Genomic DNA, 20,674 nt, shown 5'->3' on the forward strand with positions numbered 1-20,674 from the left:
CACCTACCAGAGCAGTAGGCCAACCAAGGTTGGCACCCACCAGGACCGTCTTTAGGCCGGCTCGTCGGGAATCTGCAGGCTTTCCAGCTTGGCGATGCAGTCCTTCAACTGCAGCTTGCGCCGCTTCAGGCGTTTGGATTCCAGCTCGTCCTCGCCATTGGCGGCCATGCGGGTGATCTGTTCATCCAGCAGGCGATGCTCGGCGCGCAGGGCGGCGAGGCGTTCGACGATCTCGGCGGGGCTGTAGGTGTCCACAGCCTCCGAGCATACACAGCGATGATGACTGCCGGGAGAGGGGAATTCCGACCCCCGGCCGGGGCGGCTCCGAGCCGTTAGAATGGACCCCATGAGTGCCGTGATTTCCCTTCCCGATCCCCAGCCGCGCGCCGCCCGCGATCCGCGCGTGGCCGAGCGCGAGCAGCACAAGCTGGCCAAGCGCCTGCGTCGCCAGGTTGGCGAGGCGATCGCCGACTTCGGCATGATCGAGGCCGGCGACAAGGTCATGGTCTGCCTGTCCGGCGGCAAGGACAGCTACACCCTGCTGGACGTGCTGTTGCAGCTGCAGAAGAAGGCGCCGGTGCCGTTCGAGCTGGTGGCGGTGAACCTGGACCAGAAGCAGCCGGACTTCCCCGAGCACGTGCTGCCGGAGTACCTGGCCGGGCTGGGCGTGCCGTACCACATCATCGAGCAGGACACCTATTCGGTGGTCAGCCGGGTCATTCCGGAAGGAAAGACCATGTGTTCGCTGTGCTCGCGGCTGCGTCGTGGCGCGCTGTACAACTACGCCGAAACCCACGGTTTCACCAAGATCGCGCTGGGTCACCACCGCGACGACATGGTGGCCACGTTCTTCATGAACCTGTTCCACCATGCCAAGCTGTCGGGCATGCCGCCGAAGCTGCGCAGCGACGACGGCAGGCACGTGGTGATCCGGCCGCTGGCCTACGTACGCGAGAGCGACATCGTCGACTATGCGCAGGCGCGCCAGTTCCCGATCATTCCCTGCAACCTGTGCGGCAGCCAGGAGAACCTGCAGCGCCGCCAGGTCGGCCTGATGCTGAAGCAGTGGGAAAAGGACCACCCGGGCCGCATCGAGCAGATCGCGCGCGCCATGGGCGAAGTCCGGCCCTCGCAGCTGGCCGACACCACCCTGTTCGACTTCATGGCGCTGGGCCGTCGCGACGACGCGCCGCTGCCCGACGCCCATGCCTGGCTGGCCGGCTCACCGGCCGACGCCGACGCAGATCCCGAGACGCCCACCGTTTAAGGTCGGTCGCCCTTCCTCTTTGCCATCCGGAATTCCATGTTCTTTCGCAACCTGACGTTCTTCCGTTTCCCGACCACCACCGATTTTTCCGAAGTCGACACCCTGCTGCCGCACGCCCTGCTGAAGCCGGTCGGCGCGCTGGAAATGAATTCGCGCGGCTTCATCTCGCCGTTCGGCCGTGAGGAGAAGGAACTGCTCTCCCACCGCATCGCCGAACACCTGTGGCTGACCGTGGGCGGCGAGGACAAGATCCTGCCGGCGGCCGTGGTCAACGACCTGCTCGAGCGCAAGCTGGAGGAGATCGAGGAGAAGGAAGGCCGTCGGCCGGGTGGCCGCGAGCGCAAGCGCATGAAGGATGACCTGCTGCATGAACTGCTGCCGCGCGCCTTCGTGAAGTCCTCGCGCAACGACGCCTTCATCGACCTGCAGCACGGCTACGTCGCGGTGGATACCTCCAGCCGCAAGACCGGCGAGTACTTCATGTCCGACATCCGTGGCCTGCTCGGCAGCTTCCCGGCGATGCCACTGAACGCCGAAGTCGCACCGCGTTCGATCCTGACCGGCTGGATCGCCGGCGAGCCGCTGCCGACCGGACTGAGCCTGGGCGAAGAGTGCGAGATGAAGGACCCGGTGGAAGGCGGCGCGGTGGTCAAGTGCCAGCACCAGGAACTGCGCTGCGACGAGATCGACAAGCACCTCGACGCCGGCAAGCAGGTGACCAAGCTGGCGCTGATCTTCGAGGACAACCTGTCCTTCGTCATCGGCGACGACCTGATCGTGCGCAAGTTGAAGTTCCTCGACGGCGCCCTGGACCAGCTGGAGCACGCCGACGAAGACGGCCGCCGCGCCGAGTTCGACGCCCGCTTCGCCCTGCAGAGCGCCGAGATCCGCCGCCTGTTCCTGTTGCTGGAAGAAGCCTTCAAGCTCAGCAAGGCTGACTGAACAGGCAGCCCGACGGCCGCCGGTCATCCGGCGGCCCGAAGCGGCGCTATGCTGGGCGCATGAGCCGTCTGCTGCGCCGCCTGATCAGCCCGACCCCGCCCGCCACCGTACAGCGCGACACCGTTCGCCTGCGCCTGGAGGATGCCGAGATCGAGGTGCTGCGCGTGCGTGATCCACGTGCGCGCCGCATCAAGCTGAGCGTGGACGAACGCGGCGCACGCCTGACCCTGCCACCGCGGGCAAGCCTGGTGATGGGCGAACGCTTCCTGGAACAGCACCGCGACTGGCTGGCGCTGCAGCTGCGCCAGTACCAGGGGCAGGGCCTGCCGGCACCGCTGCAGCCCGGCGAAGACGGTGTGCTGCCACTACGCGGCGAACTGTTGCCGCTGCGCTGGCAGGAAGGCCGCTACGCGCGGCTGGAGATCGACGAACACGGCGCCTGCGTGCAGTGGCCGACCCGAGGCGGCGATGCCACCCTGCGCCGCCTGCTGCGCGAGTTCTACGAAGCCCAGACCCGCGCCGACGTCGGCCGCTGGTTGCCGAAGTACCTGCCTTCCCTGCCACGCGCACCCAGCCGCCTGCGACTGAAGGTGATGTCCTCGCAATGGGGCTCACTGGCCCCCGACGGCAGCATGGCACTGGACCTGGCCCTGGTGCTCGGCCGATCCGAAGCGTTCGAGTACGTGCTGGTGCATGAACTCTGCCACCTGATCCAGCCCAACCACTCGCCCGCGTTCTGGCACGAAGTGGAACAACGTTTCCCCGCCTGGCGCGAGCAGCGCGATTACTTCCAGCTGGAAGGGCGCCGACTGAAGGCGATGCTCCGCCAGCTTCTGTAACGGTAGAGCCGAGCCCACGCTCGGCTCTACAGAAGCACGCGCAGCGCGCGACCCGCTCCTGCTCTTTTTTCTTTCTTCCGTGGTGGGCACACCGGAATCTGTCCGTGGCCGGGCGGGGTGGGTTGCGCAGGGGCGTGAGCCGCATGGATGCGGCGACCGAGCTTACAAGGACGTACTTGCAGCGACCCCTGCGCAATCCACCCCGCCCGGCCAAGCACGGCTTTGCCTTCGGATACCACCCACCACGAGGGGCTCAGCCGTTGGCCGACACCATCAAACCGCCGCCCGCATCGCCGCCGCCGTCGCCCACCGCGCCGCCACCCGCGGTGCCGTAATGCACACCGCCTGGTCGGTCACCGTCGTCACCGCCCGCTCCAGCAGCTGGATATCCGCCTCGTGCTGGCGCGCCACGTGCGGATCCTCGAAGAAGATCGCGCGCTGGCAGCGTCCTTCCAGCACCCGGTCTGCAATCTGCGCGTCGCCGCCCATCGGGCCGCTCTGGTAGCGCGTCACCCAGGGTGTATCGCTGGGCCAGCCACGGCTCCAGGCCAGCTCGTTCAAGCGCTGGCCGGTAGTCCCGGTTGCCACCCGCTCACCGAACCGGGCCAGCACCTCGAAGTGCTCGTCGGCGAAGGCCAGCATCGCCGGCTTCATCGCGTCGTGGGCGATCAGCGCCAGCGTCTGCCCCTCGAACGCATGCAGGTCGTCAGCCCCGGCATCGGCGGCCAGGCCGGCGTGGATGCGCTCCACCTCCACCCAGTCGCGCGCGGTGGCCACGGTGGAAATGAACGGCTTGCCGTGGATCACGCACTGCCGCTTCAGCGCCGTGGCTTCCGGAAACACGGAGGACGGATCGACCGGGTCGATCAGGTAGATCGCGCCATCCAGCGTCCGTTCCGGCCCCATCCCAACCACCTCGGCGACCAGCTTCATCAGGCCACCCTCACGACCGTAGGGATAGCGGTGCAGGCCTGCGTATCCGGTCAGGAATCCCTGTCGCTCGATCGCGTCATGGGTGCGGCCGACCGCGTGCAGCGACACGCCCAGCTCGCGCAGGCCGGGTTCGCTGACGCGCAGCCAGCGGAACAGGGCGGCGCGCGCGTCGAGGTGATGGAGACGGTTGGCAGCCAGGCCGATGCGCATTGAATGCTCCGCAGATACGGGTGAAAGCGGCAGTGTATGTCGGCATTCCCCTTGCTTGGTGGTTTTACAACTTTCTTCATTGCGCCTCGCCCACGTGTCGTTAGCGTGAGAGGCGGCGGTACCGCTGCGCGGCCGTTCATCTCCGCCCGCGAGAAAAGGATGCCCATGGTGAACGTCGCTGGCCTGCGTGCCGCCACTGCGGTCGTGGCCAGCCTGCTGTTGCCTGCCCTGGCCGCCGCTGCAGGTTGCAGGACGCCGCTGCGCATTGCCTGGCCCGCCGACCGCGCGCCGCTGTCCTCCAGCGAGCAGGGCCAGCCGGTCGGGCTCAGCGCGGAGTACCTGAAGCTGCTGGGCACGCAGCAGCCACTGCAGATGCGGCCATTGCCGGCCGCTGACATCGCCGAAGGAACGGTGCCGCCCGGCATCCAGGCGCTGCTGGGCTGGCCGCGCTCGCAGTTGCCAGCGGGCTGGGTGGCCAGTGCTCCCTACGTGCAGCTTCCACAGGTCATCGTCCGGCGCCGGGATGCATCGCCGGTGCTGGGCCTGGAAGCGCTGCGCGGACGCACCGTGGCCAGTCCCGACCCGCTGTCGCTGATGGTGGTGCTGACCGAACAGGCACCTGGCGTGCAGTTGCTGCCCCCCGCCCCCATCGACGACGCCTTGTCACTGCTGGGCACGGGTCTGGTCGATGCCGTGGTCGCCAATCTTGGCGAGGTCGAGGCCGCGTTCCGCCACTATCAGGGCGAGCCACTGGTGATCGCCGCGCCAGCCGGAATCGACGACGCGCCGGTGCTGGCCACGGTGCCGGCCTGCGCCGACGTCATCCCGCTGTTCGAGCAGGCCGTATCGCAGCTGTCCGCGAACGAACGCGCGACGATCCGCATGGCATGGCTGCCAGACCAGCCGCGACACCCGTCGTCGGCGTCCCCCTTGCGCTGGCTGGTGCCGGCCTCGCTGACCCTGCTGGCACTCGTACTGGTGTACGCCTTCGGCTACTGGCGCGTGCATCGCGAGAGCGAGCGTCGCCGCGTGGCCGCGCAACGCCTGCAGGAGGTGACCTCGAACCTGCCAGCGGTGGTCTATCAGGCGCGCCGCTCCGCCACCGGCCGTTACAGCTTTCCCCAGATCGCAGGCGATGTGCAGGCGTTGTTCGGAATCAGCGTGGAAACCGCCCTGATCGATCAACAGCGCCTGCTGGCAGCGGTTCATCCCGATGATCGCTCGCGGCTGATGGACACCGTCGACGCCGCTGCCCTGTCGCGGGGCGCGATCGACGTCATCTTCCGCACGCGCTCGCTACAGGGCTGGCGTTGGGTCCACTCGCATGGACGGCCGCTGTCCCTGGACAGCAGCGACGTCGAGTGGAGTGGCTACTGGATCGACGTAAGCGAAGTGCAGTCGCGCACCCATGCGTTGGCCGAGGCGCGCCATGCGGCCGAGCAGGCAGCGCTGGCCAAGACCCATTTCCTGGCAACCATGAGCCACGAGATCCGTACGCCGATGAGCACCCTGCTGGGCATGCTCGAGCGGTTGGCGGGCAGCGATCTGGATCATCGCCAGCGACAGGTGCTGGTGACCGTAGGTGATGCTGCCCAGATGCTGCGCCAGATCCTGGACGATGTGCTGCACAGCCAACGGCTGCAGGCACTGCCGCTGCAGCTGCGGCCCACGAGCGTGGCGGCACTGGTGCGTGCGGTGCAGCAGTTGCTGATGCCGGTGGCGGCCAGCCGGAGCCTGCATCTTCGCATCGAACTTGATCCGGAACTGCAGGCCGGATCGCTGGCCGATGGCCTGCGCCTGCGCCAGATCCTGTTCAACCTTGCCGGCAACGCGCTCAAGTTCACCGAGCATGGCGGCGTGGACCTGCAGGTGCAGGTACTGCAGCAGCGCGATGGCGGCCAACGCCTTCGCCTGCAGGTAAGTGACAGCGGTGTGGGCATCAGTCCGGAACGGCAACAGGCGGTGTTCGCTGCCTACACGCAGGCCGAGGCATCGACAACGCGCCGTTTCGGCGGCAGCGGCCTGGGCCTGGCGATCTGCCGTGAACTGGCCGCATCGATGGAAGCAGAACTTTGCCTGCGCAGCACGCCAGGCAAGGGCACCACCGTGTGGCTGGAACTGGATCTGGACGCCTGTGAGTTGACTGCGGAGGCGTTTCCGCTTCCGGCAGAGGCGGCGCGGCCACTGTCGCCGGCCCGGGTGCTGGTGGCTGAAGATCATCCCACCAACCTGCATCTGCTGGAGCAGCGGCTGCACGATCTGGGCCTGCAGGTGCACGCCTGCGCCGATGGTCGCCAGGCCTTCGAGGCCTGGCAGGCGCGGGCGTTCGATCTGGTCATCACCGACTGCCACATGCCGCACATGGATGGCTTCGCCTTGGCACGGGCCATCCGTGCCGACGCCTGTGCGGTTCGCGCGCAGGTCCCGATCATCGCGCTCACGGCCAGCGTGCTGGACCGCACCCGCGAGGCCTGCCGCGAAGCGGGCATCGATCATTTCCTGGCCAAGCCGGTAGAGGCGCAGGAACTGCGTGGCTTGCTGGCCGTGCTGCTGGTGCCGGAATCAATGCGCCAGTAGGCGGATGATGCTGGCGGCGGCGTCGCGGCCTTCGGCCACGGCAGTCACCACCAGGTCGGCGCCACGCACTGCGTCGCCACCGGCAAACAGACGTGGGTGCGCGGTCTGGAACGGCAGGCGGTCCTTGCCTCCAGCCACGATGCGGCCGTTGGACTGGCCTTCAACGCCGTGATCAGCCAGCCAGGCCGGCACGGTCGGAGAGAAGCCGAAGGCGATGATCACCACGTCCGCCTCCAGCAGCGATTCACTGCCGTCGATCGGCACCGCATTCTGGCGGCCGTTGGCATCCGGCTCGCCCAGGCGGGTCTCGACCACGGTCACACCGATCACTTCGTCATCGGCACCGGCTTCGATCGACAGCGGCTGGCGGTTGAACAGGAAGCGCACACCTTCCTCGCGCGCATTGGCGACTTCGCGCGCGCTGCCGGGCATGTTGGCCTCGTCGCGGCGGTAGGCACAGGTCACCTTGGCCGCACCCAGGCGCACGGCGCTGCGCACGCAGTCCATGCCGGTATCGCCACCGCCGAGCACGACCACGCGCTTGCCGTTGAGGTCGGGCAGGGCGATGGTGTCCTCCCAGCCGGCAATCGGCCGGCCCTTCGGATCATCACCACCGACGATGCGGCTGTTCTGCACCAGGAACGGCAGCGCAGGCAGCACGCCCTTCAGGTCCTGGCCGTCGAGGCCGCCATCGGTGTAGCGGTAGGCGCCGGTGCCGACGAACACCGCATCATGGGCATCCAGCAGCTGCTGCACGCTGAAGTCGCGGCCGATCTCCACACCGAGGCGGAACTGCACACCCATGCCCTCAAGCACTTCGCGGCGGCGGTGGATCACGTCCTTGTCCAGCTTGAAGCTGGGAATGCCGAACTGCAGCAGGCCGCCGATCTGCTCGTAGCGGTCGTAGACCACCGCGGCAATGCCGGCGCGCGCCAGGCGGTCGGCACAGGCCAGGCCGGCCGGGCCGGCACCGATCACCGCCACGCTGTGGCCGGTCGGCTGCACCGCGCCCAGGTCCGGGCGCCAGCCTGTGGCCAGTGCGGTGTCAACGATGTACTTCTCGACCGCGCCGATGGTGACCGCGCCGAATTCCTCCAGCGTGCAGCTGCCTTCGCACAGCCGGTCCTGCGGGCAGACCCGGCCGCACACTTCCGGCAGCGGGTTGGTGCTGTGGCACAGCGTGGCCGCCTCGTGGATGCGGTTCTCCTGCACCAGCTGCAGCCACTGCGGAATGGCGTTGTGCACCGGGCACTTCCAGCTGCAGTAGGGGTTGCCGCAGTCCAGGCAGCGGCCGGCCTGGTACTGCGCGTCTTCCTTGCCGAATTTTCCGTACAGCTCACCCCAGTCGCCGGAGGTGCGCAGTTCGACCGGAATGCGCTGCGGCATGGTGCGGGGCAGGTCGAGGAACTGGAAAGCGTGCTTGCGGCTCATGGCGGGCTCTGTGGTGTTTTGCGGTTGCCGGCCAGCGGCCGGCACTACGTGATCCTGGGATGCCGGCCAGCGGCCGGCACTACCGTTACGCAGCGCGTCGCAGGGTTTCGGTCAGCGACTCGATGCTGGCGGCCTTCGGTTTGACCAGCCAGAACTTGCCGATGTAGTCGCGGAACTCGTCGAGAATCTGTTGCGCCCAGATGCTGCTGGTCAGCTCGCGATGGCGGCCGATCAGGCGGTGCAGGTGCTGGCGGTAGTTCTCGAAGCCCTCGGCCGATACGCGGTGGATGTCGATCAGCTCGTGGTTGTAGCGGTCGACGAAGTCGCGGTCGACGTCCAGCACGTAGGCCAGGCCACCGGTGAAGCCGGCGCCGAAGTTCAGGCCGACCTTGCCCAGCACCAGCACCACGCCGTCGGTCATGTACTCGCAGCAGTGATCGCCGGCACCTTCCACCACCGCCAGCGCGCCGGAATTGCGCACCGCGAAGCGCTCGCCCGCGCGGCCGGCGGCAAACAGCTCGCCCCCGGTGGCGCCGTACAGGCAGGTGTTGCCGATGATGGCGGTGCTGCGGGCCTCGAAGCGCGCGCCACGCGGCGGACGCACCACCAGGCGGCCGCCGGCCATGCCCTTGCCGACGTAGTCATTGGCTTCGCCTTCCACTTCCAGGTGCAGGCCGCCGACGTTGAAGGCACCAAAGCTCTGCCCGGCGCTGCCGCGGAAGCGCAGTTCCAGCGGCGCCTCGGCCATGCCCTGGTTGCCGTGCGCACGCGCCACCGCGCCGGCCAGGCGGGTGCCGATGCTGCGGTCGGTGTTGTGGATCAGGAAGCGATGCTCGCCACCGCGCTTGTGCTCGATGGCTGCGGCCAGCAGGCCGTCCATCTGCGTGGCCAGGCTGTCCGGCGATTCGTACAGGCGCTGCGCCGCGCAGTGGCTGCCCTCGTAGCGGCTGTCGGCCAGCAGGCGCGACAGGTCCACGCGCACGCCGTCGCGCGGCGCGGCTTCGATCTGCCGCAGCAGGTCGGTGCGGCCGACGATTTCTTCCAGCGAACGTGCGCCCAGGTAGGACAGCCAGCCACGCACTTCCTCGGCCAGCAGGCGGAAGAAGTTCTCCACGCGCTCGGGCTGGCCGGTGAAGTGGTTCTCGCGCAGGCGCTCGTCCTGGGTGGCCACGCCGGTGGCGCAGTTGTTGAGGTGGCAGATGCGCAGGTACTTGCAGCCCAGCACGATCATCGGCGCGGTGCCGAAGCCGAAGCTGTCCGCGCCCAGCAGCGCCGCCTTGACCACGTCCAGGCCGGTCTTCAGGCCGCCGTCGGTCTGAAGCAGGGTGCGCCCGCGCAGGTCGTTGGCCAGCAGTGCCTGGTGCGCTTCTGCCACGCCCAGTTCCCACGGCACGCCGGCATAGCGGATCGAGCTGACCGGCGAGGCGCCGGTACCGCCGTCATGGCCGGAAATGGTGATCAGGTCCGCACCGGCCTTGACCACGCCGGCGGCAATCGTGCCCACGCCGGCATGGCTGACCAGCTTCACCGACACCAGTGCGGTCGGGTTGACCTGCTTGAGGTCGTAGATCAGCTGCGCCAGGTCTTCGATCGAATAGATGTCGTGGTGCGGGGGCGGCGAGATCAGGCCGATGCCCGGGCGCGCGTAGCGCAGGCGTGCGATCAGTTCGTTGACCTTGTGCCCGGGCAGCTGGCCGCCCTCGCCGGGCTTGGCGCCCTGCGCGACCTTGATCTGCAGCACCTCGGCATTGACCAGATATTCGGCGGTGACGCCGAAGCGGCCCGAGGCCACCTGCTTGATCTTGCTGCGCTTTGCGGTGCCATAGCGTGCCGGGTCTTCGCCACCTTCGCCGGAATTGCTGCGGCCGCCGAGGCGGTTCATGGCGATGGCCAGCGCTTCATGCGCCTCCGGCGACAGTGCGCCGAGGCTGATGGCGGCGGTATCGAAGCGCGGGAACAGTTCGCTGGCCGGGGCCACCTCGTCCAGCGGTACCGGCGTGGCCGCCGGCACCAGTTCGAGCAGGTCGCGCAGTGCCGACGGCGGCCGTGCATGCACCGCATCGCAGTACTGCTGCCACGCACGCGGGTCAGCGCTGCGCGCGGCGCGCTGCAGGGTGGTCACCACGTCCGGGTTGTACATGTGGTACTCGCCGCCGTGCACGTACTTCAGCAGGCCGCCCACGTCCACGTCCTGCTGCGCGTCCCACGCCTGCGCGCACAGTTCGCGTGCGTCGGCATCCAGACGCGCGAAGCCGGCGCCACCGATGCGCGAGGCGGTATCCGGGAAGCACAGATCGACCACTTCCGGTTCCAGGCCGATGATCTCGAACAGCTGCGCACCGCGGTAGCTGGCCACGGTACAGATGCCCATCTTCGAGATGATCTTCGACAGGCCCTTGTAGACGCCCTTGCGGTAGCGGCGGCCGATCTGCGACTGCTCGCCACCCTTGCTGAGCTTGAGGATGCCACGGCGGCCCAGGTCGAACAGGGTCTGGTAGGCCAGGTACGGGTACACCGCAGTGGCGCCGAAGCCGAGCAGGCAGGCCATGTGGTGCGGATCGCGCGCGGTGCCGGTCTCGACGATCAGGTTGACGTCGCAGCGCAGGCCCAGGTGGGAGAGGTGGTGGTGGATGGCGCTGGTGGCCAGCAGGGCATGCACCATCGGCCGCCCGGCCACCGGGTAGCGGTCGGACAGCAGCAGCATCACCATGCCCTCGCGCGCGGCCTGTTCGGCCTCGGCACAGATGCGCTCGATGCCGGCACGCAGGCCCTCGTCTTCGCTGTAGGACAGGTCGAGCAGGCGGTTGGCCTGCACGTACTGGTCCATCTTCAGCAGCTGGCGCAGCTTGCGCTGGCTGAGCACCGGCGAATTGAGGATGACGTGGTTCACCGTCTCCGGGCCGGCATGGAAGATGTTGGTCTCCCTGCCGAGCTGGGTGGACAGCGACATCGCGCAGTCTTCGCGCAGCGGATCGATCGGCGGGTTGGTGACCTGCGCGAACGCCTGGCGGAAATAGTCGTACAGCGGGCGGCTGCGCTGGCTCAGCACCGCCATCGGCGTGTCATCGCCCATCGAGCCGGTGGCTTCCTGCTCGGTCTCGGCCAGCGGCCGCAGCACCTGCTCCACTTCCTCGCTGCTGAGCTGGTACAGCTTGTGGTAGCTGCGCAGGGTGCCCTCGTCGAAGGGTTCTTCCACCAGCGACGGGTCGATCAGTTCGGTCTGCAGGTAGGTCACGCCCTGCTGCAGCCACTGCTTGTACGGTGCGCGGCCACGGTTGATGCGGTCCACCGCGTCGGAGTCGAGCAGGTCGCCACGCTTGAGGTCGATGGCCACCATCTCGCCCGGGCCCAGCTTGCCCTTGCGCACCACACGCTCGGTCGGCACTTCCCACACGCCCGCTTCGGAGGCGACCAGGAAGTGGCGGTCGGCGGTCAGCATCCAGCGCGCCGGGCGCAGACCGTTGCGGTCCAGCGTACACACCGCATAACGGCTGTCGCAGGCGACGATGCCGGCCGGGCCATCCCACGGCTCGCTGTTCAGGCCGTGGAACTCGTAGAACGCCGCCAAGTCCGGGTCCTTGAATTCCAGTGATTGCGTAGCCGGCGGCACCAGGATGCGCAGCGCCTGGATCAGCTCCATGCCACCGGCGACCATCAGCTCCAGCATGTTGTCCAGGCTCTGCGAATCCGAACCGTGCATGGAGATGACCGGGTCGAATTCACCGATATCGAAGCGCGGCGTCTTCCACACCTTGCTGCGCGCCTGCGCCCAGCGACGGTTGCCTTCGATGGTGTTGATCTCGCCGTTGTGGGCGAGCATGCGGAACGGGTGCGCCAGCGGCCAGCGCGGCAGCGTGTTGGTGGAGAAGCGCTGATGGAACACGATGGCGCTGGAGGCCAGTTCGCGGCGTTGCAGGTCCGGGAAGAAGCGGCTGAGCTTGTCCGGCAGCACCATGCCCTTGTAGCTGATCGCATCCGGGGTGAGGGTGGTGACGTAGAAGTCGGCGTGGTCGCGCAGCTGCTGTTCGCTGCGGCGACGGGCCAGGAACAGCGCCAGCGCGAAGCCGGCTTCATCCTGGCCGACGCCTGCATCGACGAATACCTGTTCGATACGCGGCAGGGTATCGCGCGCCAGCTGGCCGCAGACGCTGTCGTCGGTCGGTACCTCGCGCCAGCCGGCAACCTTGCAGCCCACCGCTTCCACCTGCGCCTGCAGTTGTGCGCGGCAGGCCTGCGCCGCGTCGGCCCCGTGCGGCAGGAACACCAGGCCGGCGGCGAAGCGTGCGGAGACCGCGATGTCGGCTTCGCTGGCCAGCAGCTTCAGGAACGCATCGGGGCGGCGCAGCAGCAGGCCGCAGCCATCACCGGTCAGGCCATCGGCGGCGACGCCACCACGGTGGGTCATGCGCGAAAGCGCGGCGATGGCGGTATCAACCAACAGGCGTGATGGTTGATCGTCGAGCTGGGCGACCATGCCAAATCCACAGGCATCGCGCTCGGAGCGCGGGTCGTAAAGCCCTTGGCGGTTGCGGGGGGCCATCTCTACCTCGATGCGGGATGAATTGAACGGGGACACTCAAGCCCGCCCAATCCCTGGAGCGCATCGTGAGGCCACCGGATGCCTCGACTAGATCACAGGTTGCTGCAGCGCCGCAATACACGGTTGCAGGTGCAACAGAACGCGCCGGCAACCCAGTGCCGGCGCGGGGCCGGACTCAGCCGCAGCGCGCGCCGCTGACTGCGCCCTTGTCGTCCACTTCGATGTTCAGGCGGTCGCCGAGGAACTCCATCGTGGCCACATCATTGGGCTTGAGCACGCGCACCTGGCTGGCGCCGGCATCTTCCTGGGCCTGCTTGCCAAGGGCATCGGTGTACGCCTGGCCGACCAGGCTCTGCACCTGGCTGGCATCGCAGGTGCCGACCGGCGGTGCCTCGGTGGCCTTGCCGGCGTCGTCGGCCGGTGCCTTGGCGGCCTCGGCGGCCTGCTGGGCATGGGCCGTGGCCGAATCCTGTTCATCCAGCGCCGGTGCCTGGCAGGCGGTCAGGGCCAGCACGGCCGGCAGCAACAGGACGGAGAGCGAACGGGCGCGAATCGGAAACGACATCATGACTCCGGAAGGGGTTGTGAAAGCCCGAGCATAGCGGCGAACCGACCCTCACGTGTTTGTCTTGTGTTATCGACAGGATCGCTGCGCCGCACCGGTGACACTGGCGGACATGCCAACACCCGCCACTCCGGAACAACAGGCCGCGCGCGCTGCGGGCCTGCGCTATGTCGATGACACCCAGCCCGGCATCAGCCGCCGCCGCGCTGGAAAGGGCTTCAGCTACCGCGATGCCGATGGCCACGCGCTGCGCGATGCCACCACTCTGCAACGCATCCGTGCGCTGGCGATTCCGCCGGCCTACACCGCGGTGTGGATCTGCGCCCATGCCAATGGCCACCTGCAGGCGACCGGCCGCGATGCGCGCGGACGCAAGCAGTACCGCTACCACGCCGACTGGGCCAAGGAGCGCGACGCCGGCAAGTTCGACCGCATCATTGCCTTTGGTGAGGCCCTGCCTGCACTGCGGCGGCGGTTGTCGCGCGATCTCAAGCGGCCCGGCTTCCCGAAAGAGAAGGTGCTGGCCATGGTGGTCGCGCTGCTGGCCGACACGCTGGTGCGGGTCGGCAATGAAACCTATGCGCAGCAGAACCGTTCGTTCGGTCTGACCACACTGCGCAACCGCCATCTGGAACTGCTGCGCGGCGGCCGGGTGCGCATGCGCTTCCGCGGCAAGTCCGGGCAGCTGCAGGAAGTGACCGTGGGCGATCGCAGGCTGGGGCTGCTGGTACGCCGCCTGCAGCAGCTGCCGGGGCAGGCGCTGTTCCAGTACCGCGATGACGACGGCGCACCGCAGCCGGTGGATTCGGGGGCGGTGAACGACTACCTGCGCGAGGTGATGGGCGAGGACTTCACCGCCAAGGATTTCCGCACCTGGGGCGGCACCGTGGCGGCGGTGCAGGCGTTTGCCGCCACCGAGCTGCCGGAACCGGCCAGCCAGCGCGCGCTGGCGCAGGCACAGCGTGCGGTGGTGTGCGAGGTGGCAGCGCTGCTGGGCAACACGCCTGCGGTATGCCGCAAGGCCTACATCGACCCGTGCGTGTTCGCCGGCTGGGAGCGCGGCGAACTGGCCAAGCTGGCCGGCCTGCGCGGGCCGCGCCAGTGGGAACAGGCCACCCTGCGCGTGCTGCGCAGGGCGCGCAGGCTCAGCCGCAGTAGATCGCGGTGATGTTGTTGGTGCGGCCCTTCTCGATGGTCAGGCGGTCGCCGCCTTCGTGGGCCGGTGGCACCCGCGGGCCGTCGTGGCGCAGCACCCGCACGTGCAGGCTGTCGCTGTCCACGCGTGCCCGCGCCACGGTGGCGTCCGAAGCGGCCAGGCCGAGTGCGCCGCGCACCATGTCGCTGTGGCACTGCCCGGAAATCACGCCGTCGATCGGCTGCACCTGGGCCATCGGCGTGCTGCTGCAGGCGGCGAGGGCAAAGCAGACGGCGGCGGTGGCGATGGCATGTTTCATGGAGGCGTTCCTTGTGTGGTTGCGTGCAGCGTGCGACGCCGCACGTGGTGGCGGAATGAATACCGTGCACATCGTGGACACGATGCGCTCACTGCCACCAACAGCATAGGCAGAGACACTGCAGGCGCGGCGGATGCCGCCCCCGGTACTGCGGCGCATGCGCCCGGTAGTGCCGGCCGCTGGCCGGCAACCCCCTTCCACTCCGAGGAGACCTGCATGGCCACCACCAGGAAAACCCCCGTCCGCCGCAAAGCCTCGCCCAAGGTGCGCAAAGGCAGCACTGCGACGAAGACCGCAGCCGACCCCGCTCGACCGCGGGTGGTGAAGACCGCAACGCGCCAGGCGGCCGCCAGCGATCCACGGGCAGCGCGCGTCGCCGCCCGGCAGCGGCGCCTGCAGGACCAGGAAAAGGCCAAGGATGTGCGCGCGGCAAAGAAGGCCACAAGGAAGACTGCGACCCAGGCAGGCGCACGCCGTCAGCCGGAGGCGATGCCGGCGCAGCAGCTGGCCAAGCCCGGGCATGAACACGAACTGGAGCTGGCGCCGCGTTTCCTCGCACCCGATTACACCGGCAGCGGCAAGCTGCAGGGCATGCGCGCGATCATCACTGGCGGCGATTCCGGCATCGGCCGTGCGGTGGCGGTGCTGTTCGCACGCGAAGGCGCGGATGTGGCGGTACTGCACCTGGACGAGGCCGAGGACGCGGACATCACCCGCCAGCACGTGGAGCGCGAAGGCGGCCGCTGCGTGGTGATCGCCGGTGATGTGCGCGATCCGCGCTTCTGCAACAAGGCGGTCAAGCAGGTAGCCAAGGCGTTCGGCGGCATCGACATCCTGGTCAACAACGCCGCGTTCCAGCTGCATTGCGAGCGGCTGGAAGATCTGGAAGACGCGCATCTGCAGGAGACGCTGCAGACCAACATCGGCGGTTACATCCAGATGGCACGCGCGGTGTTGCCGCATCTGGGCGTGGGCGCCAGCATCATCAACACCGGTTCGGAAACGGGAATCTTCGGCAGCAAGGCGCTGATCGATTACTCGGCCACCAAGGGCGCGATCCATGCGTTCACCAAGTCGCTGGCCAGCCAGCTGCTGCCGCGCGGAATCCGCGTCAACTGCGTGGCGCCTGGGCCGGTGTGGACGCCGTTGAACCCCGCCGACAAGGCGGCGCAGGACGTCGCTGAATTCGGCAAGGACAGTGACATGGGCCGGCCCGCACAACCCGAAGAACTGTCGCCGGCCTACGTATTCCTGGCCTCGCCGGTCTGTGCCAGCTACATCAGCGGGGTGATCCTGCCGGTGATGGGTGGGCCGCGAGGCTGAACAACCCTGTTGCGTGGGATCTGCTGAATGGGGCTTCGCGCAGGTGTGTGGCGTGTGTCAAGGGCTGCGCCGGTGTGGTGGGGTAGGCTGGACGCCCACACCGATCACGTTCAAGGAAAGATCATGCCGGAGATGGATATCAACGCAGCGGCCGATGAAGTCGTCGCCCTGTTGCGGCAGAACGACGCCCGTGGCGCGGCCGCGCGCCTGGAGGCCCTTCACAACGGCCAGAGTGCGGTGGTGCAGGAATCGCTGGATCGCTACATCGCGGCGCGGGGTGCCACCGAGCTTGAGGCGCTGCGACGGAGCGGTGGCGTATCCGCTGCGGATGCGGCCACGGTCAACCCGATGCTGGAGCGCCTGGGTGAGGCGACGCGCCCTCCGCGCATGCCCGATGCAGCAGAGACCGCGGGCCTGAGCCAGGCCCAGCAGTATGACGTGTATGGCAGCATCGTGGCCCAGCGCGGCAACGCTGCGGCGAACGATGCGATGGCCACCCAGGATCGCGTGGTGCTGGGGTTGCGTGATGAGAACCGCACCACCGAGGCGCGCGGGCGTGGTGTCTACGACGACCGCATCGTGGTGCTGTGGAAGGATGCGCAGGGCCACGGCCATGTACGCGAGTTCAACCAGGCCACGACAGAGCCGACGGCCCAGTACGACGGTCACGCCAAGACCACGCCACGCAGCCCCGGCTTCGGCAACGTGGCACCGCGCACCAAGACCGAGGGCGAGGACGTCAACGGCGACCGGGTCAAGGATCTTGGACGGTTGGGCGAAGGCACCACCGAGATGCGCGCGACCACCCATCCGCGCAACGGCCATCCCGATGAGTTCGCGTTGCGCCCTTCGCAGGCGGCCATCACCGCCGGCGCTGGCCGGGTGGAGCGCGACAGCAATGGTGATGGCTGGTTCGATGCCCGCGATACCCAGGGCGTGCAGGACCTCAACGACACCTTCAAGATCCATCGTGGCAGCCGGTCCAACACCGATTCGGCGGGCTGCCAGACCATCGGCGGCGGCGAGTACGACGACTTCGTGGCGACGGTACGCGGCACCTCTGGGCAGAACCGTTGGCAGTATGTCCTGACCTCGGTTGCGCCGGGCCAGTCGCGCGAGCTGGGACAGGACGCGCCGCTCGCGGCCAATGACGATCCCCGGCAGCCGCAGCATCGCGACCATGCCCTGCAGCAGCAGATCAGCACGCACCTGCAGGCCTTGGGCGGACGCTACGCCGAGCACGCCGATGAATACAGTCTGGTGATGCTGCGCGAAGCGAAGGCCGCAGGCATCACCCGGGTCGACCAGATCGTGGCCAGCAATCCCAGTGGTGGCCGTGCTGCGGGCGAGACACTATTCCTGGTGCAGGGCAGTCCGGGCGATCCCGCGGCAGTGCGCGCAGGTGTCAATGCGGCCGAGGTGCGCGAGACTGCGGTGGAAACCAGCCTGCGCCAGCTGCAGCAGCAAGCGCGCGAACAGGGGGCACCGGCGCCTGCGGCTGCACAGCAGCAGGAAGCGCCGGCAATGGGAGGGCGCTGATCGATGGTCCGTTTACCATTGATGTCCGGTCTGCCGTTGGTGTTGCTGCTGGCCTGCAGCGCCTGTGCGCCCGCGGGGGAGCGCACCGCTGCAGCCCCAGTTGCCACGCCCGCAGCGGCGCCAACCGCGCAACCTTCTTCGCCCGATCGTGGCCTGCCCGGGTTGCCGGAAGCATCCGGCAGCGCGCATGCCGGAGGCCGTCACGGCGCGCTGCCCGAGCCCGCCCTTCGAGTACTGCAGCAGTTGAAGTGCGACGTCGCCGGCGCGCACGACGCGCTGGTGGTTTCGATTCCAGGGCAGCAGGGCGGGGCCGACGTCATGGTGACCGACCAGAGTGGACCGCGCTTCCGCTACTGGTTGCGCTCGTTCTCCGGCGGTGGCGGGAAAACCGGCTATCTGGTGCAGTTGAAGGGCTGCCCGGCCATCACCACCGGCATGCGTGCCTATATCGCTGAGGGAACCGGACCGCTGCAGGACGTCACCGACGCACTGCTGGCGCAGGCCAGCCTGCCGGATGCCACGGCATTGGCGGCCTACCAGGACAAGGGCGCGGGTGAACTGTTTGCTTTCACCGGGCAGCTGGACAAGGTGCCGGTGCTGCGCTGGGTGCTCGAAGCTGATCCAGAACAGCCGCTGGGCGAGGATGCACGCACCTTCGACCATGGCAACGCCGTGCACGCCGGATTCCTGCGCTGGAACCAGGATCATTTCGAGGTGACGCAGACCCTCCCTGCAGCGCTATGGCCGTGCAACGATGGACCGTTGCTGCCATGCACGGGCGACCGCTTTGTCATCGGCCGCTGAGGCAGCACTGGCATGGAAGTCGGCGATACGTGGAATGAAGCGCTGCGGATTGGCGCCGACCAGGTTGGTCAGCACCACCACCGCCACGCCGCGCCCGGGATAGACCACGAACGCCGAGCGCGCGCCGCCGATGCCGGCCACCTGCAGGTCGGGCGCTGCCTGCAGCACTGGCCAGCCGCCCGCCCACGGACCAGCGCGGCCGTCGGCCAGGCGCTCGGCCGACCACATGCGTGCACGCGCGGCGTCACCCAGCAGGCGGCCTTCGGTCAACGCGACCAGCCAGCGTGCGGTGTCGTCGGCGGTGGTGAGGATGCCGCCGCCGGCCCACAGTGAGGGCGGTATGTCGTAGAACCAGTGCGACAGACGTGGTGGCGTGTCGGCCGCATCGGTCGCGCGCGGCGCCAGGCTGTACATCGTCGCGGCATCCGGAATCAGGTCGTAGCTGTCACCGAAGGTGGTGCGCGCCATGCGTGCACTGCTGAACTGGGCGGTGGCGAGGAACCGCTCGTAGGGCATGCCTGATTGCCGCGCGATGATCCGCGCCAGCAGCACGTAGTTGGTCTGGTTGTAGGCAAAGCGCTGCCCGGGTGCGGCTTCGACTGGTCGCGCAGTTACCTCCGTCCATGCCTGCGCTTCGGAACCACCACCCAGCAGTCCCTTCGCATCGAGGATGTCCGGAAGGCCGGAGGTGTGGGCCAGCAGCTGGCGCAGGCCCACGTCCTTCCATGCAGCAGGAAGATCATCCAGGTAGCGCGAGGCCGGCGCGTCCAGATCCAATCGCCCCTGTTCTGCCAGTTGTGCGATGGCCACCCCGGTAAAAGCCTTGGTGGCGGAGTTGAGCGGGAAGCGGGTGTCACGCGAGGCGAGCACGCCGTTTTCTACGTTGGCCAGCCCGTAGGCTTCGGACAACACGATCTGGCCGTCCTTGACCACTGCGATCTGCAGCCCGGGAATGCGCTCATCGCGCATGATCTGCCGGATCAGGCGGCGGGTCTGGTCGTTGGCCTGATCCTGGCTGGCGGACACGGCCGGCAAGGGCGGGGCGGGCAAGGACAGGGCGGCGAACGGCAGGGCGCTGATGAGCATGAGCACGACTCGAAGCGTTGGGCGGAACATGCGGAATTCCGGCGGGCGTCGAGGATCGGATGCAGTGGGCGCGGAAAAGGTTTAAGCGGAACCTGCGTCGCGCGGTCAGGTTCAGGGCTGGCACGCAGGGCGTGCACGCGGCTAGCGGATGCGGGAGGGCGACCGTCCGAACTGCCGCTTGAACGCGGCACTGAAGCTGCTGGTATGGGCGTACCCGGCAAGGCTGGCCGCCACGTCCACCGATACCCGCCGCTGCAGCAGCGCATCGTGTGCCCGTTGCAGGCGCAGTGCACGCAGCCAGGCCGCGATGCTGCTGCCGTGCAGCTGCTGGAAGGTGCTTTGCAGGTCGACGGCGTTGGTCCCCAGCCTGCGCGCCATCTGGTTGATGGTCAGGCCATCGGCCTCGCCGCTCTGCAGCCACTGCTGCAACTGGTCCACGCAACGCCGCGGATGCGTGCTGGGGCCAGGTGCGTCGCGCTCGGCGACCACGGAACGGACAACGCTGGCTGCGACCTCCAGCGCAAAACTCTCGCGCTGCAGGCTGGCCAGCAGAGGCGGCTCCGCCGCTTCCGTCCCGAACAACGCAGCAGCTCGCCGCAGCAGCGGCGCAGGCGGCTGCCACGCCTGGTTGCGCGCGTGGCTCAGCCGCAGGCGGCTGAGACCGGCCGAGGCAATGCCATCGAGCTGGCGCGACAGCCAGTCCCGGCTGAGGTGCAGGCTGACCTTGGTTTCCTCACGACCCGCCTGCCAGTGGCGCTGGAACGCTTCCTCCTCGCGAAGGTGGACCAGCATCGCCGGGCTCCCGGCCCGGCGGCTGTCCATCTGCAGGCGCTGGTTGGCGATGACCACTTCGGCCTGTCCCTGCAGCAGGAAACTGGCGGTGAGCCCCGCAGGCAGGCAGTTCTGGCTGCGGCCGCCGACCATGTCCTGGCTGCGGCTGAGATAGAGCACCAGGCCGCTGTCCATCGACTGCACCTTCTGCCAGCCGGCCAGCACCGGCAGCGCATCGGGAAGGCCCGATTCAAAGTCGACCCGGCCGCCCAGCGCGTGGGCGGCGCTCATCAGTTCGGCGCAGGAATAGACCTGCATGCAAGGCACCCACGAATGCTGTCGTGCCTAAATTTTCTTTCGTCGCGCCTAAACTTGCAATCGTATTGCAAATTA

Annotated in this window: 16 protein-coding genes; 8 read left to right on the top strand and 8 right to left on the bottom strand. The window is 68.2% G+C overall.

Translation table 11 applies throughout. The features are described from left to right. Positions 1–51: 51 nt before the first annotated feature. Entirely contained in the window at positions 52–255 is a 204-nt protein-coding gene (locus ACZK4H_RS00265; RefSeq protein ID WP_049430910.1) for a YdcH family protein, read from the bottom strand. 91 nt (positions 256–346) lie between these two features. Between ACZK4H_RS00265 and ttcA the strand changes: the two genes are divergently transcribed. From ttcA to ACZK4H_RS00280, 3 genes are read left to right on the top strand one after another with little or no spacing between them, the layout of a single operon-like run. Further along, entirely contained in the window at positions 347–1,267 is a 921-nt protein-coding gene (ttcA, locus tag ACZK4H_RS00270) for a tRNA 2-thiocytidine(32) synthetase TtcA (protein ID WP_185959204.1), read from the top strand. A gap of 36 nt (positions 1,268–1,303) precedes the next feature. Further along, complete coding sequence (locus ACZK4H_RS00275; RefSeq protein ID WP_005411825.1) at positions 1,304–2,209, top strand: recombination-associated protein RdgC; 906 nt, start codon at positions 1,304–1,306, stop codon at positions 2,207–2,209. A gap of 59 nt (positions 2,210–2,268) precedes the next feature. After that, a complete protein-coding gene (locus tag ACZK4H_RS00280; protein WP_099552791.1) occupies positions 2,269–3,048 on the top strand; it encodes a M48 family metallopeptidase in 780 nt (259 codons plus the stop codon). A gap of 273 nt (positions 3,049–3,321) precedes the next feature. On the opposite strand, the gene ACZK4H_RS00285 is transcribed toward ACZK4H_RS00280, so the two are convergent. Further along, complete coding sequence (locus ACZK4H_RS00285) at positions 3,322–4,191, bottom strand: methylglyoxal synthase (protein ID WP_099552790.1); 870 nt, start codon at positions 4,189–4,191, stop codon at positions 3,322–3,324. Positions 4,192–4,359: 168 nt separating this feature from the next. On the opposite strand from ACZK4H_RS00285, the gene ACZK4H_RS00290 reads away from it, so the two are divergent. Continuing rightward, positions 4,360–6,768, top strand: coding sequence for an ATP-binding protein (locus ACZK4H_RS00290; RefSeq protein ID WP_099552807.1), 2,409 nt, complete (start codon positions 4,360–4,362; stop codon positions 6,766–6,768). On the opposite strand, the gene ACZK4H_RS00295 is transcribed toward ACZK4H_RS00290, so the two are convergent. The 3 genes from ACZK4H_RS00295 to ACZK4H_RS00305 all read right to left on the bottom strand — a co-directional run bounded on the left by ACZK4H_RS00295 (position 6,754) and on the right by ACZK4H_RS00305 (position 13,304). Then, positions 6,754–8,199, bottom strand: coding sequence for an FAD-dependent oxidoreductase (locus ACZK4H_RS00295; RefSeq protein ID WP_099552789.1), 1,446 nt, complete (start codon positions 8,197–8,199; stop codon positions 6,754–6,756). The genes ACZK4H_RS00290 and ACZK4H_RS00295 overlap by 15 nt on opposite strands. 85 nt (positions 8,200–8,284) lie before the next feature. Further along, positions 8,285–12,739 (bottom strand): glutamate synthase large subunit, encoded by a 4,455-nt coding sequence (gene gltB, locus ACZK4H_RS00300; RefSeq protein WP_099552788.1) that lies wholly within the window; start codon positions 12,737–12,739, stop codon positions 8,285–8,287. Positions 12,740–12,914: 175 nt separating this feature from the next. Next, positions 12,915–13,304 (bottom strand): I78 family peptidase inhibitor, encoded by a 390-nt coding sequence (locus ACZK4H_RS00305; RefSeq protein ID WP_099552806.1) that lies wholly within the window; start codon positions 13,302–13,304, stop codon positions 12,915–12,917. Positions 13,305–13,416: 112 nt separating this feature from the next. Between ACZK4H_RS00305 and ACZK4H_RS00310 the strand changes: the two genes are divergently transcribed. Continuing rightward, a complete protein-coding gene (locus tag ACZK4H_RS00310; protein WP_099552787.1) occupies positions 13,417–14,472 on the top strand; it encodes a DNA topoisomerase IB in 1,056 nt (351 codons plus the stop codon). Here the strand turns inward: ACZK4H_RS00310 and ACZK4H_RS00315 are convergent. After that, entirely contained in the window at positions 14,450–14,758 is a 309-nt protein-coding gene (locus ACZK4H_RS00315; protein ID WP_099552786.1) for a putative periplasmic lipoprotein, read from the bottom strand. The two genes, ACZK4H_RS00310 and ACZK4H_RS00315, sit on opposite strands and share 23 nt — an antisense overlap. 216 nt (positions 14,759–14,974) lie before the next feature. Here ACZK4H_RS00315 and ACZK4H_RS00320 point away from each other — a divergent pair, with 216 nt between their 5' ends. From ACZK4H_RS00320 to ACZK4H_RS00330, 3 genes are all read left to right on the top strand, one after another. Continuing rightward, entirely contained in the window at positions 14,975–16,081 is a 1,107-nt protein-coding gene (locus ACZK4H_RS00320) for an SDR family oxidoreductase (RefSeq protein WP_099552785.1), read from the top strand. Between the two features lie 123 nt (positions 16,082–16,204). Continuing rightward, a complete protein-coding gene (locus ACZK4H_RS00325) occupies positions 16,205–17,620 on the top strand; it encodes an XVIPCD domain-containing protein (protein ID WP_099552784.1) in 1,416 nt (471 codons plus the stop codon). Positions 17,621–17,641: 21 nt separating this feature from the next. Then, positions 17,642–18,424: a hypothetical protein gene (locus ACZK4H_RS00330; RefSeq protein ID WP_239503810.1), complete on the top strand. Its 783-nt coding sequence runs from the start codon at positions 17,642–17,644 to the stop codon at positions 18,422–18,424. On the opposite strand, the gene ACZK4H_RS00335 is transcribed toward ACZK4H_RS00330, so the two are convergent. Next, entirely contained in the window at positions 18,359–19,510 is a 1,152-nt protein-coding gene (locus ACZK4H_RS00335; RefSeq protein ID WP_099552805.1) for a serine hydrolase domain-containing protein, read from the bottom strand. The two genes, ACZK4H_RS00330 and ACZK4H_RS00335, sit on opposite strands and share 66 nt — an antisense overlap. Positions 19,511–19,651: 141 nt before the next feature. Continuing rightward, complete coding sequence (locus ACZK4H_RS00340) at positions 19,652–20,599, bottom strand: helix-turn-helix transcriptional regulator (RefSeq protein WP_478473036.1); 948 nt, start codon at positions 20,597–20,599, stop codon at positions 19,652–19,654. Between the last annotated feature and the right edge of the window lie 75 nt (positions 20,600–20,674).

Source organism: Stenotrophomonas sp. 78350_Sma (genome assembly GCF_056482105.1).

Excerpts from the sequence above, each read along its gene's own strand:
- ttcA (WP_185959204.1), top strand. The coding sequence starts at position 347 with ATGAGTGCCGTGATTTCCCTTCCCGATCCCCAGCCGCGCGCCGCCCGC.
- ACZK4H_RS00275 (WP_005411825.1), top strand. The coding sequence starts at position 1,304 with ATGTTCTTTCGCAACCTGACGTTCTTCCGTTTCCCGACCACCACCGAT.
- ACZK4H_RS00280 (WP_099552791.1), top strand. The coding sequence starts at position 2,269 with ATGAGCCGTCTGCTGCGCCGCCTGATCAGCCCGACCCCGCCCGCCACC.
- ACZK4H_RS00285 (WP_099552790.1), bottom strand. The coding sequence starts at position 4,191 with ATGCGCATCGGCCTGGCTGCCAACCGTCTCCATCACCTCGACGCGCGC.
- ACZK4H_RS00295 (WP_099552789.1), bottom strand. The coding sequence starts at position 8,199 with ATGAGCCGCAAGCACGCTTTCCAGTTCCTCGACCTGCCCCGCACCATG.
- gltB (WP_099552788.1), bottom strand. The coding sequence starts at position 12,739 with ATGGCCCCCCGCAACCGCCAAGGGCTTTACGACCCGCGCTCCGAGCGC.
- ACZK4H_RS00305 (WP_099552806.1), bottom strand. The coding sequence starts at position 13,304 with ATGTCGTTTCCGATTCGCGCCCGTTCGCTCTCCGTCCTGTTGCTGCCG.
- ACZK4H_RS00310 (WP_099552787.1), top strand. The coding sequence starts at position 13,417 with ATGCCAACACCCGCCACTCCGGAACAACAGGCCGCGCGCGCTGCGGGC.
- ACZK4H_RS00315 (WP_099552786.1), bottom strand. The coding sequence starts at position 14,758 with ATGAAACATGCCATCGCCACCGCCGCCGTCTGCTTTGCCCTCGCCGCC.
- ACZK4H_RS00320 (WP_099552785.1), top strand. The coding sequence starts at position 14,975 with ATGGCCACCACCAGGAAAACCCCCGTCCGCCGCAAAGCCTCGCCCAAG.
- ACZK4H_RS00325 (WP_099552784.1), top strand. The coding sequence starts at position 16,205 with ATGCCGGAGATGGATATCAACGCAGCGGCCGATGAAGTCGTCGCCCTG.
- ACZK4H_RS00330 (WP_239503810.1), top strand. The coding sequence starts at position 17,642 with ATGTCCGGTCTGCCGTTGGTGTTGCTGCTGGCCTGCAGCGCCTGTGCG.
- ACZK4H_RS00335 (WP_099552805.1), bottom strand. The coding sequence starts at position 19,510 with ATGCTCATCAGCGCCCTGCCGTTCGCCGCCCTGTCCTTGCCCGCCCCG.
- ACZK4H_RS00340 (WP_478473036.1), bottom strand. The coding sequence starts at position 20,599 with ATGCAGGTCTATTCCTGCGCCGAACTGATGAGCGCCGCCCACGCGCTG.